Below are 15,975 nucleotides of genomic sequence, written 5' to 3' on the forward strand. Positions count from 1 at the left end.
CTGCCGAAGGCTGCGATCTTTTGCTCTTCAGCGGTAATCGTCCACCGGGACGCAAGCACAAAACAGATTGCGATCCCCATAAACGTTATCCACCCGATTCACCGCCGGCCAATACTTGTGCGCCTTGGTGTGCGCATCCGGGGTGATGCCCTGCTCGATGCTGTAAGGCCGCTCCCAGACTCCGGTGACATCCGCCAGGGTATGTGGAGCACGCTTGAGCGGGTTGTCTTCCGCCGGCCAGTTGCCGTTCTGCACTTCGGTGATTTCCGCACGGATGCTCAGCATGGCGCCGATAAACCGGTCCAGTTCGGCCTTGGATTCGCTCTCGGTCGGCTCGACCATCAACGTCCCCGGCACCGGAAAAGACATGGTTGGCGCATGGAAACCGTAGTCCATCAGGCGCTTGGCGACGTCTTCTTCGCTGATCCCGGTCTGCGCCTTCAACGGCCGCAGATCGAGAATGCATTCATGGGCCACCCGCCCGTTGCGCCCGGTATACAGCACCGGAAATGCGCCGGATAAATGCTGCGCCAGATAGTTCGCGGCGAGGATCGCCACCTCACTGGCATCCGCCAGTTGCGGCCCCATCATCGCGATGTACATCCAGCTGATCGGCAAAATGCTCGCACTGCCCCACGGCGCCGCGCTGACCGCGCCGTTCTGCGGCAGCGGGCCGTCAATCGGCACGACCGGATGATTGGCGACGAACGGCGCCAGGTGCGCGCGTATGCCGATCGGCCCCATGCCCGGCCCGCCGCCGCCGTGGGGAATGCAGAACGTCTTGTGCAGGTTCATGTGCGACACGTCGGCGCCGATGTCCGCCGGCCGCGCCAGCCCGACCTGCGCATTCAGATTGGCGCCGTCCATGTACACCTGCCCGCCGTGCTGGTGGATAACTTCGCAGATTTCGCTGATGCCCTCCTCGTAAACACCATGGGTCGACGGATAGGTCGCCATCAGGCACGACAATTTGTCCCCCGCCTCGGCCGCCCTGGTTTTCAGGTCGTCCAGATCGACGTTGCCGGCCTCGTCGCATTCGACGATCACCACGCGCATCCCGGCCATCTGCGCCGAGGCCGGGTTGGTGCCGTGGGCCGAGGACGGGATCAGGCAGATATCCCGCGCGCCCTGATGCCGGCTCTCGTGATATTTGCGAATCGCCAGCAGCCCGGCGTACTCGCCCTGAGCCCCGGAGTTGGGCTGCATGCAGATCGCATCGAACCCGGTGATCGCGCACAGCCAGCGCTCCAGTTCTTCAATCATCAAGGTGTAACCGACTGCCTGCTCCCGAGGCGCGAACGGGTGCAGGTTGGCGAACTGCGGCCAGGTGATGGGGATCATCTCGCTGGTGGCGTTGAGCTTCATGGTGCAGGAACCCAACGGGATCATCGACTGGTTGAGCGCCAGATCCTTGTTCTCCAGTTGCTTGAGGTAGCGCAGCATCTCGGTTTCGCTGTGATGCGCGTTGAACACCGGATGGCGCAAGTAAGGCGTCTTGCGCTGGAGGCTGTCGGGGATGCCTGAAACCAACGTTTCTGTATCGAGTTGCTCGACGTTCAAACCATGATCGGCACCGAGCAGCACGTCGAACAGTTTGGCCACCGTGCTTTCATCGCACGTCTCGTCAAGACTCAACCCGACTCGACCACGGCCGAGAATCCGCAGGTTGATCTGCGCAGCCTTGGCGCTGTCGATGATCGCGCTCTGCGCGCCGCCAACCTCCAGCGTGAGGGTGTCGAAAAACTGCCCGTTAACCCGCGCAATACCATGGCGCTCAAGGCCCGCCGCCAGGATGCAGGTCAAGCGGTGCACGCGCTGGGCGATGCGTTTCAAGCCTTGCGGCCCGTGATACACCGCGTAGCAACTGGCGATGTTGGCCAGCAGCACCTGCGCGGTGCAGATGTTCGAATTGGCCTTCTCGCGGCGAATATGTTGCTCGCGGGTTTGCAGGGCCATGCGCAACGCGACATTGCCACGAGCGTCTTTCGACACGCCGATGATCCGCCCCGGAATCGCTCGTTTGTACTCTTCGCGGCTGGCAAAAAACGCCGCATGCGGGCCACCGTAGCCCATCGGTACGCCAAAGCGCTGGGACGAACCGAACACCACATCCGCGCCCAGTTCACCCGGTGGCGTCAGCAGCAACAGGCTCAGCAGATCCGTGGCCACGCAGGCCAGCGCCTGCTGCGCGTGCAGTTGATCGATGACCGGACGCAAATCACGAATCTCGCCGTGGGTGTCGGGATACTGCAGCAATGCGCCGAATACCTGATGCTGGCCGAGGTTATCCACAGCGTCGATGATCAGCTCAAAGCCGAAGCCTTCGGCGCGGGTCTGCACCACGGAAAGAGTCTGTGGATGACAGTTCTCATCGACGAAAAACAGATTGCTCTTCGACTTCGCCACACGTTTGGCCAGCGCCATGGCCTCCGCCGCAGCCGTTGCCTCGTCGAGCAACGAAGCATTGGCAAGCTCCAGTCCGGTGAGGTCGATGGTCAGTTGCTGAAAATTCAGCAGCGCTTCGAGACGGCCCTGAGCGATCTCCGGTTGATACGGGGTGTAGGCGGTGTACCAGCCGGGATTTTCCAGCACATTGCGCAAGATGACCGTGGGCGTCAGCGTGCCGTGGTAACCCATGCCGATCAGGCTGGTCCACACTTGGTTCTGCTCGGCATAACCGCGCAGCTTGGCCAGCGCCGCTTGCTCATCAAGGGCCGGCGGCAAATCCAGCGCCCGGTTCAACCGAATGCCCGGCGGCACCGTCTGCTCGATCAGTTCGACCCGGCTGCCGAGACCGAGGCTGTCGAGCATCGCCTGTTGCTCGGCAGCGTCGGGCCCCAAATGGCGGCGCAGGAAGGCTTCGGGGTCACGTAACTGGCTCAAGGATGGCAACTGGGACATGACGGGCTCTCTCTTGGCTGCTCGGCGTCAATGCAACACGGTCAAACCAGCATAGCAGCCGATACCGACGCGCACGGCTTGGCGGCAGCGGGGTTCCGGGGCATGCTGTAGCACCTGCATCAGGCGTCCCACTTTCGGATGATCGAACCCTCATGAGCCAACTGCCGTTCCTGCCGTTTTCCAAACCTGTCATTGATGAAGCCACGATTGCCGCCGTCGGCGATGTGCTGCGCTCCGGCTGGATCACCAGCGGGCCGAAGGTCCAGGCCTTTGAAGCGCAGTTGTCGGAATATTTCGGCGGGCGCCCGGTGCGCACCTTCAACTCCGGCACCTGCACCATGGAAATCGCCCTGCGCATCGCCGGTATCGGCCCGGGTGACGAAGTGATCACCACGCCGATTTCCTGGGTCGCCACCGCCAACGTGATCCTCGAAGTCGGCGCCACTCCGGTGTTCGCCGATATCGACCCGGTGACCCGCAACATTGATCTGGACAAGCTCGAGGCAGCGATCACCCCACGCACCAAAGCGCTGATTCCGGTGTACCTCGCCGGCCTGCCGGTGGACATGGATCGGCTATATGCCATCGCGCACAAACACAATCTGCGCATCGTCGAAGACGCCGCGCAGGCGTTGGGTTCGAGCTGGAATGGCCAGCGCATCGGCGCCACTGGCGACTTCGTGTCGTTCAGTTTCCAGGCCAACAAGAACGTGACCTGTTCCGAGGGCGGCTGTCTGGTGCTGAATACTGCGGAAGAAGCGCGGCTGGCGGAGAAATATCGCCTGCAAGGCGTGACCCGCAACGGCTTCGACGGTCTCGACGTTGATGTGCTCGGCGGCAAGTTCAACATGACCGACGTCGCCGCGACCATCGGTCTGGGTCAATTCGCCCATATCGAGGCGCTGACCGCCCATCGTCAGGAACTGGCCCGTCATTACTTCAAATGTTTTGGCGATGACTTCGAAGCGATCTATGGCGCGCAATTGCCGCCCGCGGATTTCACTCACAGCAACTGGCACCTGTTTCAGCTGGTCCTGCCGGAGCGCAAGGACGGCTTGCCGGCCCGCGCTACGTTCATGGAACAGATGCAGGCACACGGCATCGGCATCGGCTATCACTACCCGCCGATTCATTTGCTGAGTCTGTACCGCGAGCGCGGTTTCAAGGAAGGGATGTTGCCGGTGGCCGAGCGCGTCGGGCGACTGATTGTGTCGTTGCCGATGTTCAACACCATGACCAAGGAAGATGTCGAGCGGTCGGTGGCGGCGGTGAAAGCAGTATTGAAGCCCTGAAGCGCTCTTAATGTAGGAGCTGCCGCAGGCTGCGATCTTTTGATCTTGTCTTTAAGAACAAAGTCAAAAGATCGCAGCCTGCGGCAGCTCCTACAGGGGCGAAGATTATTCGCCGATTGCAGCCTTGTAGCCGGCGGCGTCCAGCAGCTTGTCCAGATCAGCAGCGTTGGCTGGCTTGAGCTTGAAGATCCACGCCCCGTACGGATCGGAGTTCAGCAGTTCCGGCGAGCCGCTCAGCTCTTCGTTGACGGCGATGACTTCGCCGGCAATCGGCGAGTAGATATCGGAGGCCGCTTTCACCGACTCAACCACGCCAGCTTGATCCTCAGCAGCAAACACCTTGCCCACTTCAGTCAACTCGACAAACACCACATCGCCCAGCGCTTCCTGCGCGTGATCGCTGATGCCCACGGTAACGGTGCCGTCGGCTTCCAGACGCGCCCACTCATGACTTTCGGCAAAACGCAGTTCAGCGGGGATATTGCTCATGCTCGGTGTCCTCAAGAAATTGTCAGCGGTCAGGCCCGCCGGAAAAGGTCAGATCAAGGTTTTGCCATGGCGCACGAAGGTCGGTTTGACCACTCGTACCGGATACCACTTGCCACGGATTTCCACTTCGGCGCGGTCGGCGGTGGCCATCGGTACACGCGCCAGGGCAATCGATTTACTTAGCGTAGGAGAGAAACTACCACTGGTGATCTCTCCTTCGCCAACATCGGCGATACGAACCACCTGATGGGCACGTAAAACACCGCGCTCCTCAAGCACCAGTCCCACCAGTTTGTGCGCAACGCCGGCGGCTTTTTCCGCTTCCAGCGCAGCACGCCCGATGAACTGCCGCGAGGTCGGTTCCCAGGCAATGCTCCAGGCCATATTGGATGCCAGCGGCGAGACATCCTGATGAATGTCCTGGCCGTAGAGGTTCATCCCGGCCTCGACCCGCAACGTATCGCGGGCGCCGAGGCCGATCGGCGAAATGCCGGCACCGACCAGATCGTTGAAAAATCCCGGCGCCTGCTCGGCCGGCAAGGCGATTTCCAGGCCATCCTCACCGGTGTAGCCAGTGCGCGCAATGAACCAATCGCCATCGACGTGAGCTTCGAACGGTTTGAGATGTTTGATCAGTTCGGCGCGGGACTGGGTCACCAGCTCGGCAATTTTCTGCCGGGCCTGCGGGCCTTGAATGGCGAGCATCGCCAGATCCTGACGCTCATGCAATTGCACGTCGTAACCGGCAACCTGCGCCTGCATCCAGGCCAGATCCTGGTCGCGAGTGGAGGCGTTGAATACCAGACGATAACGGTCTTCGAGGCGATAGACGATCATGTCGTCGACGATGCCGCCACGCTCGTTGAGCATCGTGCTGTAGAGCGCGCGGCCGGGGCGGTGCAGGCGCTCGACGTCATTGGCCAGCAAATGCTGCAGCCAGGCCTTGGCCTGGACACCGGTGACATCGATCACGGTCATGTGGGAAACATCGAACACCCCGCAATCGCGGCGCACCTCATGGTGTTCCTCGACCTGCGAGCCGTAATGCAGTGGCATGTCCCAACCGCCAAAATCGACCATCTTCGCGCCGAGGGCGAGATGCAGGTCATACAGAGGCGTACGCTGTCCCATGGGTTTCTCCTTCCGGGCGTGGCGAAGGTGCGGACAGCCGCTGCACGGGGTGAAAGCCGCTAAATAGAAGGCTTTCAGCCGATTTCAGCGAACGGGTCTGTCAGACGAACCGCACCGAATGCCGCGCATTGTAGCCGCATGATTCAGCTCTCACTACTAAGTGTTTCGGTGCGCCGAGCGGCGGATCAGGCCGATGACCGGCAACAGACCGACCAATACCAGGGTCAGCGCCGGCAGCGACGCCCGCGCCCACTCGCCCTCACTGGTCATTTCGAAGATCCGCACCGCCAGCGTGTCCCAGCCAAACGGGCGCATCAGCAGGGTCGCGGGCATTTCCTTGAGCACATCGACGAACACCAGCAGCGCCGCACTCAGCGTGCCGGGCAGCAACAGCGGCAGATACACTTTGAAAAACAGTCGCGGCCCACTGACCCCCAGACTACGTGCTGCTTCGGGCAATGAAGGCCGTATACGCGCCAGACTGTTTTCCAGCGGCCCGTACGCCACCGCGATGAAACGCACCAGATAGGCCATCAGCAACGCCGCCAGACTGCCCAGCAGCAGCGGCTTGCCGGCGCCGCCGAGCCAGCCTGAGAGCGGGATCACCAGTTCGCGGTCGAGATAACTGAACGCCAGCATGATCGACACTGCCAACACCGAGCCGGGCAATGCATAACCGAGATTGGCCAGACTGACCCCGGAACGGATCGCCGGGGTCGGCGCCAGTCGTCGGGCGAAGGCCAGCAGCAATGCGACGCTGACGGTGATTAACGCCGCCGTGCCGCCCAGATACAGGGTGTGCAGGATCAGCCCGGCGTAACGCTCATCGAGATCGAAGCGCCCGCGCTGCCAGAACCAGACAATCAGTTGCAGGACTGGAATCACGAATGCGCAGGCAAACACCAAAGCGCACCAGCCGGTCGCCGCGAACGCCTTGATCCCGCGCAGGTGATACAACGCCTTGACCCGGGGCCGCTCGTTGCTCGTCCGGTTGGCGCCGCGCGCGCGCCGCTCGCCGTACAGCACCAGCATCACCACCAGCAGCAACAGACTGGCCAGTTGCGCCGCGCTGGGCAGGCTGAAGAAGCCGTACCAGGTCTTGTAGATGGCGGTGGTGAAGGTGTCGAAATTGAACACCGACACCGCGCCGAAATCCGCCAATGTCTCCATCAGCGCCAGCGCCACACCGGCACCAATCGCCGGCCGCGCCATCGGCAACGCCACCCGCCAGAATGCCTGCCAGGGCGATTGCCCGAGTACCCGCGCCGCTTCCATCAGGCCTTTGCCCTGCGCGAGAAACGCGGTGCGCGCCAACAGATAAACGTAGGGATAAAACACCAGCACCAGCACCACAATCACCCCGCCGGTGGAGCGCACGCGCGGCAGGCGCAGGCCGCTGCCGAACCACTCACGCAACAGGGTTTGCACCGGGCCGGCGAAGTCCAGCAGACCGACGAAGACGAACGCCAGCACGTAGGCCGGGATGGCGAACGGCAGCATCAGCGCCCAGTCGAGCCAGCGCCGCCCGGGGAATTCGCAGAGGCTGGTGAGCCACGCCAGGCTGACACCGAGCAGTGTCACGCCGACGCCGACGCCCAGCACCAGCGTCAGGGTGTTGCCGAGCAGGCGCGGCATCTGGGTTTGCCACAGGTGCGACCAGATCTGCTGATCAATGGTCTGCCACGACAGCAGCAGGACACTCAGGGGCAACAGCACCAGCGCGGCAATGGCGAGGACGATGGGGTACCAGCGGCGTTGGGCGGGGTGGGCCAAGGGGGTTCTCTGGAAGTGGGCCAACGCCCATTCGACGTCGAGCACATTTTGTGGCGAGGGAGCTTGCTCCCGCTCGGCTGCGAAGCAGTCGCAGGAGGTTACCAGATCAATTCATGCCAGACACAAGGGCGCCATGGGGCCGCTTCGCGCCCCAGCGGGAGCAAGCTCCCTCGCCACTATGGCCTGGAAAATTACAGACTCAGTTCCAGCCCGCCCGATCCATCATGCGGATCGCTTCAGCCTGTCGCTTGCCCGCCACTTCCACCGGCAAGGTGTCAGCGACGAACTTGCCCCACGCTGCCACTTCTTCCGAAGGTGCCACCGCCGGGTTGGCCGGGAACTCCTGGTTCACGTCGGCGAAGATTTTCTGTGCTTCAGGTGTGGTCATCCATTCGACCAGCGCCTTGGCTGCCTCCGGGTGCGGTGCATGTTGGGTCAGGCCGATACCGGACAGGTTGACATGCACGCCGCGATCGGCCTGATTCGGCCAGAACAGTTTCACTGGCAGGTCCGGTTTCTGCTTGTGCAGGCGACCGTAGTAGTAGGTGTTGACGATGCCGACGTCGCACTGCCCGGCGTTGATCGCTTCCAGCACCGCGACGTCGTCGGAGAACACATCGGTGGACAGGTTGTTGACCCAGCCCTTGAGGATCTTCTCGGTCTTCTCGGCGCCGTGCACTTCGATCATGGTCGCGGTCAGCGACTGGTTGTAGACCTTCTTCGCCGTGCGTAGACACAGGCGTCCTTCCCAGTTCTTGTCGGCCAGCGCTTCGTAGGTGGTCAACTCGCCCGGTTTAACCCTTTCGGTGGAATAGGCGATGGTCCGCGCGCGCAGGCTCAGGCCGGTCCAGGCGTGGGTCGAGGAGCGATATTGCGCAGGAATGTTGGCGTCGATGGTCTTCGAGGTGAACGGCTGCAGAATGCCCATCTGCTCGGCCTGCCAGAGGTTGCCGGCATCGACGGTCAGCAGCAGGTCGGCGGTGGCGTTTTCGCCTTCGGCCTTGATCCGCTGCATCAGCGGCGCTTCCTTGTCGGTGATGAACTTGATCTTCACCCCGGTTTTCGCGGTGTAGGCGTCGAACACCGGTTTGATCAGCTCGTCGATACGCGATGAGTAGACCACCACCTCGTCGGCGGCCTGGGCAGTGGTGCTGCCGATCAGGGTCAGGGCCAGTGCGGTCAGAAGACGCTTGGGTGCCAACATGGGAGTGATCTCTCGGTCGGAAAATGTGGGCCAAATGATAAGGACTCACATTTACCACCTCAATCGAACTCTTTTCCAAGGAGTTACCAGATGTTGCACGACCTCTAAATTGCTGGCATCTGTGGCGAGGGAGCTTGCTCCCGCTGGAGGCCGAAGGACTCCCAATTCTGCCAAAATGGCTTTTGGGGCCGCTTCGCAGCCCAGCGGGGGCAAGCTCCCTCGCCACAAAGAAATAATTGCCTTCAGGGTTTGGCCAAGGCCGGGAGGTCGCCCGTCAGGCCTAGGGCCTCACGCACAAACAAAGCCTTGGCCTCCGGCATCTGCTCCACCAGCTTCAACCCGGCGTTGCGCAACCAGCGTACCGGCAACGGGTCGGCCTGGAACAAGCGTTCGAAGCCCTCCATCGCCGCCATCAACGCGAGGTTGTGCGGCATGCGTCGACGCTCGTAACGGCTCAGCACCTTCACGTCCGCCAGGCGCTCGCCGCGTTCCGCGGCTTGCAGTAGCACTTCAGCCAGCACCGCCGCATCGAGGAAACCAAGGTTCACACCCTGCCCGGCCAACGGGTGAATGGTGTGCGCCGCATCGCCGATCAGTGCCAGGCCTTCGGCCACGTAACGTTTGGCGTGGCGTTGACGCAACGGCACGCACAGGCGCGGATCAGCGCTGATCACCTCGCCCAGGCAACCTTCGAACGCACGTTCCAGCTCACGGCAGAACGCGCCTTCATCCAGCGCCATCAGGCGTTCGGCTTCACTCGGCGTGGTCGACCAGACGATCGAGCACCAGTCTTGCTGCCCGTCACGCTCCAGCGGCAGAAACGCCAGCGGCCCGTGATCGGTGAAACGCTGCCACGCGGTCATCCGGTGCGGCTTGCTGCTGCGCACGCTGGTGACGATGGCGTGGTGCAGGTAATCCCACTCTCGGGTGGCAACGCCGGTCAGCCGGCGCACCGCCGAATGGGCGCCATCCGCCGCGATCACCAGCGGCGCACGCAACTGGCGACCGTCGGCCAGGGTCAGCAGCCAGTCGTCACCGGAGCGGCGCATCTGTTCCAGCCGTGCGTTGGCCAGCATACCAAGATCGCAATCGTGCAAACGATCGAGCAAGGCATCCTGCACCACACGGTTTTCGACGATATGCCCCAGCGCATCGGCGTGCACACTGCTCGCCGAAAAATGAATCTGCCCGGTGCCGCTACCGTCCCACACATGCATGTCGGTGTAGGGGCTGCTGCGGCGTTTGGCGATGCCGTCCCAGACGCCAAGGCGTTCGAGAATCCGCTGGCTGGCCGCCGACAAGGCGCTCACTCGCGGCTCGAACGGCGCGGCGGCATCGAACGGTTTGACGCTCAGCGGGCTGCCGTCGAGCAGCAACACTTCCAGGCCACTGTCCTGCAGCGCCAACGCGAGGGCGCTGCCGACCATTCCGGCTCCGACAATCAGCAGATCTGCGCGCATTTCCATGCTTTAAGCCTGTCTCGCTGGCGGCATGCGCCGCCCGTAAAGGGTTTTAGCGAGCGCGCCAGTTAGCGGCGCGCTGCTGAAAGTGAAAGTGCCGACCCGCCGCTCAAGCATCCGGCCGCGTCCCCAGCCCCATGGCCTGACGGGCAAACCAGCGCTTGGCCGGTGGCAGCAGATCGAGACCGAGCAAGCCAATGTTGCGTCCCAGCGACACCAGCGGCTGGGTGCTGCCGAACAGGCGGGTGACCTGATCGGAGAAGCCCACGGTGAGTTCCTGATCGAGGCGCTGGCGCTCGCGATAGGCCTGCAACGTGGCGAAGTCGCCCAGCGGCTGGTCACTGGCGAGCAGTGCGGCGGCCAATGCATCGGCATCGCGCAAGGACAGGTTGAAACCCTGCCCGGCAATCGGGTGCAGGCTGTGTGCAGCGTTGCCGAGCACCGCCAGATGCGAGCGCACTTGCTCCTCGGCCTCGACCAGCGACAGCGGGTACAGATGCCGCGCACCGACCTGTTTCAAGGTGCCGAGGCGGTAGCCGAACACGCCCTGCAGTTCGCTGAGGAAATCGCGCTCGCTCAAGTCTGCCAAACGCTGCGCGTCCATGCCCAGGCGGGTCCAGACCAGCGCACAGCGGTTGTCCGGAAGCGGCAGCAAGGCCATCGGCCCTTCGTCGGTGAAACGCTCGAAGGCCATGCCGTTGTGCGCTTCGCTCGGGGTGATGTTGGCGATCAGCGCGCTCTGGTTGTACGGACGCTTGCGCACGTTGATGCCCAGTTGTTCGCGCAAACCGGAACGGCCACCATCGGCGAGCACGGCCAGATCGCACTCGATGCTGGTTTCATCGTTGAGGGTCAGGCGATAACCGTCGGGCAGCGGCTCCATGCGCGTAACCTCCGCCGGGCAACGCCAACTGATCACGTCTTTATCCAGATGCTGCCACAGGCACTGGCCGAGCCAGGCGTTCTCCACCACATAACCGAGCGCCGGCACGCCCTCTTCCATCGCCGACAGACGGGCGGTGGAGAAGCGACCCCGATCGGAGACGTGAATCTGTTTGATCGGCTCGGCGCGGCGGGAAATCTCCTGCCACACGCCCAGCCGCTGATAGATCTGCCGTGAACCGAAGGACAGCGCCGATGAACGGGCGTCGTAGCTAGGCTGCCAACTGTCGCCGGGGGCGAACGGTTCGATCAGGACGATTTTCCAGCCGCGCGCCTTGGCCCCGACCTGCAAGGCCAACGCCAGACTGGCGCCGACCAGACCGCCGCCGATGATTGCCAGATTGACTCGACTCATGCCGCGTGGGTCCGTGCTTGCGCCATCAGCGCTTCGATCTCGGCGACGGTTTTCGGTACGCCGCTGGTCAATATTTCACAACCGGTCTTGGTCACTACCACGTCATCCTCGATGCGCACGCCAATGCCGCGCCATTTCTTTGCTACGTTCTGGTTGTCCGGGGCGATGTAGATCCCCGGCTCCACGGTCAGCGCCATGCCGACCTCCAGCACCCGCCATTCGCCGCCGACCTTGTATTCGCCGACGTCGTGTACATCCATGCCCAGCCAGTGCCCGGCACGGTGCATGTAAAACGCTTTGTAAGCTTCGGTCGCGATCAATTCGTCGACCTCGCCTTGCAGCAATCCAAGTTTTACCAGCCCCGTGGTAATCACCCGAACCGTGGCTTCGTGCGCCTGATTCCAGTTTTTGTTCGGGGCGATTTCAGCGAATGCGGCTTCCTGCGAGGCCAGCACCAACTCGTAAATCGCTTTTTGCTCTGGCGAGAACTTGCCGTTGACCGGCCAGGTGCGAGTGATGTCGCTGGCGTAGCAGTCGATTTCGCAACCGGCGTCGATCAATACCAGATCGCCGTCCTTGAGCAGCGCGTCATTCTGCTGGTAATGCAGGATGCAGCTGTTGCGTCCGGCGGCGACAATCGAGCCGTAAGCCGGCATCTTCGCCCCGCCCTTGCGGAATTCGTAATCGAGTTCGGCTTCAAGGCTGTACTCGTACAAACCCGGCCGGCTGGCCTGCATCGCCCGGATGTGGGCCTGAGCGGAGATCCGTGCGGCTTCGCGCATCACCTTCACTTCTGCCGCCGATTTATACAGGCGCATGTCGTGCAGCAGGTGATCCAGGGCAACGAATTCGTTCGGCGGCTGAGCGCCGAGGTGCGCCTTGGAGCGGATCACGTTGATCCAGTCCATCAGGTGCCGGTCGAACTCCGGGTTGCTGCCCATCGCCGAATACACCCGATCGCGGCCTTCGATCAGGCCCGGCAGGATGTCGTCGATGTCGGTAATCGGGAACGCGTCGTCCGCGCCGTAATCACGGATTGCACCTTCCTGCCCGGCGCGCAGACCGTCCCACAACTCGCGCTCGGCGTTGCGTTCACGGCAGAACAGCACGTACTCGCCATGCTCGCGGCCGGGCATCAGGACGATGACCGCCTGCGGTTCGGGGAAACCGCTGAGGTACTGAAAGTCGCTGTCCTGACGATAGACATGCTCGACGTCGCGGTTGCGGATCGCCACCGCGGCGGCGGGCAGGATCGCGATGCTGTTGGGTTCCATCTGCGCCATCAGGGCCTTGCGGCGACGGCTGTATTCCGCTTTGGGGATATGGGTCATGGGCAGATGGCTTTCCCTGGCACGCGATTAATGCAGCGACGGCTTGGCGGCTGGCGGCACGTCGGCTTTTTTGGTTTCCGAGAACAGCAGCAGCGGCGCGACGCGCAGGTACTCCATGACTTCCATGTAGTCGGTTTCGCCGTCTTCGGACTCTTCCAGGGCATCTTGCACCTGGGAAATCGCCGCCAGATCCTGCAGCACTTCGGTAGCTTCGGTGCTGAGCATGCTGCTGTCGCGGCAGTTCAGGCCGAAACCGCTGAGGAAGCCCTGGCACCATTGGCCCAGTGCAGCAGCGCGGTCGGCCAGCGGCGCGTCATCGGTCGGCAGCAGCAGGACGACGGTCACGTCGCTGCCGGTCAACTCACCCTTGACCATTTCTTGCAGGCCGATCAGGGCGTTGCGGACGTTGTCCTGGATATCGCCTTCGAGCAGTTCGGCGGCGTCGATCAACCAGCCTTCGTTATCGAAGCCGGCGCCGGCGCAGCTGCGGCCGAGCAGCAGGCCATGCAGTTCGGCAGGCGAGACGTTGTGGCCGCTGGCAGTCAGCAGGGTGGCAAAGGCTTGGTACGGGGAATTCGCAATGGTCATGGGCAGCTAGGCGCCAGACGGCGCTATGTCTAGAATGAAGGCCTTGTATCCTACATCGACAGACTCGCCAAGACTATTAAAGGCTGTCCGCCAGCTATCCCATCAGACAGACTCCGACTCAGTGGACACAATGGAAGACACCGACCTGCAAGCGCTGATGGCCAGACTCGAACTGCTGATTAGTCGAGTGGAGCAACTTAAGAGTCAAAACGCACTCTTACTAGCTCAGGAAAAGACCTGGCGCGAGGAACGCGCTCACCTCATTGAAAAAAACGAAATCGCCCGGCGTAAGGTCGAATCGATGATTTCGCGCCTCAAGGCCCTGGAGCAAGACTCATGAGTTCAAGCAATAGCGTTACCGTGCAGATCCTCGATAAAGAATATTCGATCATCTGCCCCCAGGAAGAACGCAGCAATCTGGTCAGCGCCGCCCGCTACCTGGACGGCAAGATGCGCGAGATCCGCAGCAGCGGCAAAGTCATCGGCGCCGACCGTATCGCCGTGATGGCCGCGCTGAATATCACCCACGACCTCTTGCACAAAGAAGAGCGCCCGGACATCCAGGCCAGCGGCTCGACCCGTGAACAGGTGCGCGACTTGCTCGATCGTGTCGATCTGGTGCTGGCGACCGATCCGGACGTCACCAAGGGCTGATTCGCCGGGCCGCTTGAGGTATACTCGCGGCACTCCCTGGGGTGCTTGCCAGTTGACGATGTCCCTGAGCCGATTTGCACTACCCTGGAGGTTGCACGTTGGGCTGGTGTGCATGTCCGCCAGACGGAAAGCCTTAAAGTCTACTGCATCCTCCACCTTGAACTTTCGGGTTCAAGGGCTAAGTTGACAGCGGTTCATCCGGGGAGCCTGATTCGAATCCGATGCCGGTTTTTGCCGGCATCGGATTTTTTATGCGTGCGTTTTCGCCCTCACCTGCCGAAGCCGAACCATGACCGAACCTGCGCTGCTGCCCCGCCCGCAACTCCGTCGCCTGCTGCGCAAGGCGCGCCGCGCATTGACCCCGGGCGAACAACGCCAGGCCGCCAAAGGCCTGTTCCGCCAACTGGCGCAAGACCCGCACTTTCGCCGGGCCAGACACATTTCCCTGTACTTGCCCACCGACGGTGAAATCGACCCGCGTTTGCTGCTGCGTGAAGCCCAGCGGCGCGGCAAGGCCACCTACCTGCCGGTGCTCAGTGCCTGGCCGCGAACCAAAATGGTGTTCCAGCGGATTCGCCCCGGAGAAAAGCTCAATCCCAATCGCTTCCGCATTCTCGAACCACGGGCCAATCTGGCTCAGCAACGCAGGATCTGGACCCTGGATCTGGTGCTGTTGCCACTGGTTGGGTTTGACGATGTCGGCGGACGGCTGGGGATGGGCGGCGGATTCTACGACCGCAGTCTGGCCTACCTGGCCCGGCGCAAAAACTGGCGCAAGCCGACGTTGCTGGGGCTGGCCCATGAATGTCAGAAGGTCGAACGCCTGGCACAGGCCAGCTGGGATGTACCGTTGCAGGGCACGGTCACCGATAAGGCGTGGTATTTCGCAGGATAGACGCCGCGCAGGTCAGCGGCGTCGGGAAGGCTGTTTCAGCGTTTGAACGCGGTCGACTGTTGGACCTGTTGCGCGACTTCAATCGGTGCATCGGTCTTGCTCGTCCACAGACTTTGCGCATAACCGGTGGTTACGACGCCGAGGCCGAACAAAATAACCAAAGTCCATAGCAAATCCGGTTTGCGTTTCATCGATTGCCCCCCTCAAGGCACATCATCACGATGACAGCAGCGGTTTCCGTTCGTAGGCCGTGCAGCAGCGTCAAGCTTTAAAGGCCGGCATTTTGCGACAACGTGAACCCGGGCGCAAATGCTGACGTCAACCGACCGTCGGTTTGTCATAAAATTGCCCGACAACCTGTCCAATCACCGCTTGAGGAGCAAAAGACATGGCCTATTGGCTGATGAAATCCGAGCCGGACGAACTCTCGATCAAAGGCCTGGAGACACTCGGGAAAGCGCGCTGGGACGGGGTTCGCAACTATCAGGCGCGCAATTTCCTGCGGGCGATGGCGGTCGGGGATGAGTTCTTTTTCTACCACTCCAGTTGCCCGGAGCCGGGGATTGCCGGGATCGGCAGGATTATTCAGGCAGCGTACCCGGATCCCACCGCACTGGACCCCGAAAGCCATTACTTCGACCCGAAAGCCACGCCCGAGAAAAACGCCTGGAGTGCAATCGATGTGGCACACGTCGAGACCTTTGTCCGGGTGCTGAAACTGGATTATCTGAAGCAGCAGACCGCATTGGCCGAGATGCCGCTGGTGCAAAAAGGCAGCCGTCTTTCGGTCATGCCGGTAACCGCCGAACAGTGGGCCGTCGTGCTCGGTTTGCGCTGAGAACTCTCCGGTCACGGTTTTTTATCCGAAAAAAGGGCTAGGCTTGGCGCTCATTTGACTGACATCAAGCGAGTGAAACGCTTGAACAGTCAGACTGGACGCCACAGCCGCAGGATGCCCCC

15 protein-coding genes and 1 other RNA gene are annotated in these 15,975 nt (G+C 62.1%); 6 read left to right on the forward strand and 10 right to left on the reverse strand.

Translation table 11 applies throughout. From position 1 onward, the window contains the following. Positions 1–27: 27 nt before the first annotated feature. Positions 28–2,901, reverse strand: a complete 2,874-nt coding sequence (gcvP, locus tag B1722_RS09950) for an aminomethyl-transferring glycine dehydrogenase (RefSeq protein ID WP_041072094.1) — start codon at positions 2,899–2,901, stop codon at positions 28–30. 152 nt (positions 2,902–3,053) lie between these two features. On the opposite strand from gcvP, the gene B1722_RS09955 reads away from it, so the two are divergent. Then, positions 3,054–4,193, forward strand: coding sequence for a DegT/DnrJ/EryC1/StrS aminotransferase family protein (locus B1722_RS09955; RefSeq protein WP_041072092.1), 1,140 nt, complete (start codon positions 3,054–3,056; stop codon positions 4,191–4,193). A gap of 105 nt (positions 4,194–4,298) precedes the next feature. On the opposite strand, the gene gcvH is transcribed toward B1722_RS09955, so the two are convergent. The 8 genes from gcvH to B1722_RS09995 form a co-directional block, all read right to left on the reverse strand. Continuing rightward, positions 4,299–4,682, reverse strand: a complete 384-nt coding sequence (gene gcvH / locus B1722_RS09960; RefSeq protein WP_041072090.1) for a glycine cleavage system protein GcvH — start codon at positions 4,680–4,682, stop codon at positions 4,299–4,301. A gap of 48 nt (positions 4,683–4,730) precedes the next feature. Then, positions 4,731–5,813, reverse strand: coding sequence for a glycine cleavage system aminomethyltransferase GcvT (gene gcvT, locus B1722_RS09965; protein WP_086792350.1), 1,083 nt, complete (start codon positions 5,811–5,813; stop codon positions 4,731–4,733). 156 nt (positions 5,814–5,969) lie between these two features. Beyond that, on the reverse strand, positions 5,970–7,586 hold the full coding sequence (locus tag B1722_RS09970) for an iron ABC transporter permease (RefSeq protein WP_086792352.1): 1,617 nt from the start codon (positions 7,584–7,586) through the stop codon (positions 5,970–5,972). Between the two features lie 199 nt (positions 7,587–7,785). Then, complete coding sequence (locus B1722_RS09975) at positions 7,786–8,790, reverse strand: extracellular solute-binding protein (protein ID WP_041072084.1); 1,005 nt, start codon at positions 8,788–8,790, stop codon at positions 7,786–7,788. Positions 8,791–9,032: 242 nt separating this feature from the next. After that, a complete protein-coding gene (locus tag B1722_RS09980; RefSeq protein WP_174377001.1) occupies positions 9,033–10,250 on the reverse strand; it encodes a 2-octaprenyl-3-methyl-6-methoxy-1,4-benzoquinol hydroxylase in 1,218 nt (405 codons plus the stop codon). Positions 10,251–10,359: 109 nt separating this feature from the next. Next, positions 10,360–11,547 carry a 2-octaprenyl-6-methoxyphenyl hydroxylase gene (ubiH, locus tag B1722_RS09985; protein ID WP_086792356.1) on the reverse strand — a complete coding sequence of 396 codons (1,188 nt, stop codon included), beginning with the start codon at positions 11,545–11,547 and terminating at the stop codon, positions 10,360–10,362. After that, positions 11,544–12,878 (reverse strand): Xaa-Pro aminopeptidase, encoded by a 1,335-nt coding sequence (gene pepP, locus B1722_RS09990; RefSeq protein WP_041072078.1) that lies wholly within the window; start codon positions 12,876–12,878, stop codon positions 11,544–11,546. Before pepP ends, ubiH begins: the two co-directional genes overlap by 4 nt. Positions 12,879–12,905: 27 nt before the next feature. Next, positions 12,906–13,466, reverse strand: a complete 561-nt coding sequence (locus B1722_RS09995) for a YecA family protein (protein ID WP_041072076.1) — start codon at positions 13,464–13,466, stop codon at positions 12,906–12,908. Positions 13,467–13,596: 130 nt separating this feature from the next. Between B1722_RS09995 and B1722_RS10000 the strand changes: the two genes are divergently transcribed. The 4 genes from B1722_RS10000 to B1722_RS10015 all read left to right on the forward strand — a co-directional run bounded on the left by B1722_RS10000 (position 13,597) and on the right by B1722_RS10015 (position 15,015). Continuing rightward, positions 13,597–13,806: a TIGR02449 family protein gene (locus tag B1722_RS10000; protein ID WP_025112001.1), complete on the forward strand. Its 210-nt coding sequence runs from the start codon at positions 13,597–13,599 to the stop codon at positions 13,804–13,806. Next, the gene (locus B1722_RS10005; protein ID WP_008055229.1) at positions 13,803–14,120 is read left to right on the forward strand and encodes a cell division protein ZapA; all 318 of its coding nucleotides are present in this window, start codon (positions 13,803–13,805) and stop codon (positions 14,118–14,120) included. Before B1722_RS10000 ends, B1722_RS10005 begins: the two co-directional genes overlap by 4 nt. A 30-nt stretch (positions 14,121–14,150) precedes the next feature. Continuing rightward, a non-coding RNA gene (ssrS, locus tag B1722_RS10010) (6S RNA) lies at positions 14,151–14,329 on the forward strand. 80 nt (positions 14,330–14,409) lie between these two features. Next, entirely contained in the window at positions 14,410–15,015 is a 606-nt protein-coding gene (locus B1722_RS10015; RefSeq protein WP_041072073.1) for a 5-formyltetrahydrofolate cyclo-ligase, read from the forward strand. A 35-nt stretch (positions 15,016–15,050) separates the two neighbouring features. On the opposite strand, the gene B1722_RS29570 is transcribed toward B1722_RS10015, so the two are convergent. Continuing rightward, a complete protein-coding gene (locus B1722_RS29570; RefSeq protein ID WP_086792358.1) occupies positions 15,051–15,206 on the reverse strand; it encodes a hypothetical protein in 156 nt (51 codons plus the stop codon). Positions 15,207–15,403: 197 nt separating this feature from the next. Here B1722_RS29570 and B1722_RS10025 point away from each other — a divergent pair, with 197 nt between their 5' ends. Continuing rightward, positions 15,404–15,853: an EVE domain-containing protein gene (locus tag B1722_RS10025; RefSeq protein WP_041072071.1), complete on the forward strand. Its 450-nt coding sequence runs from the start codon at positions 15,404–15,406 to the stop codon at positions 15,851–15,853. Positions 15,854–15,975: the final 122 nt, after the last annotated feature.

The organism is Pseudomonas sp. SCPG-7 (assembly GCF_002156405.1).
Classification (GTDB): Bacteria; Pseudomonadota; Gammaproteobacteria; order Pseudomonadales; family Pseudomonadaceae; genus Aquipseudomonas; species Aquipseudomonas parakoreensis.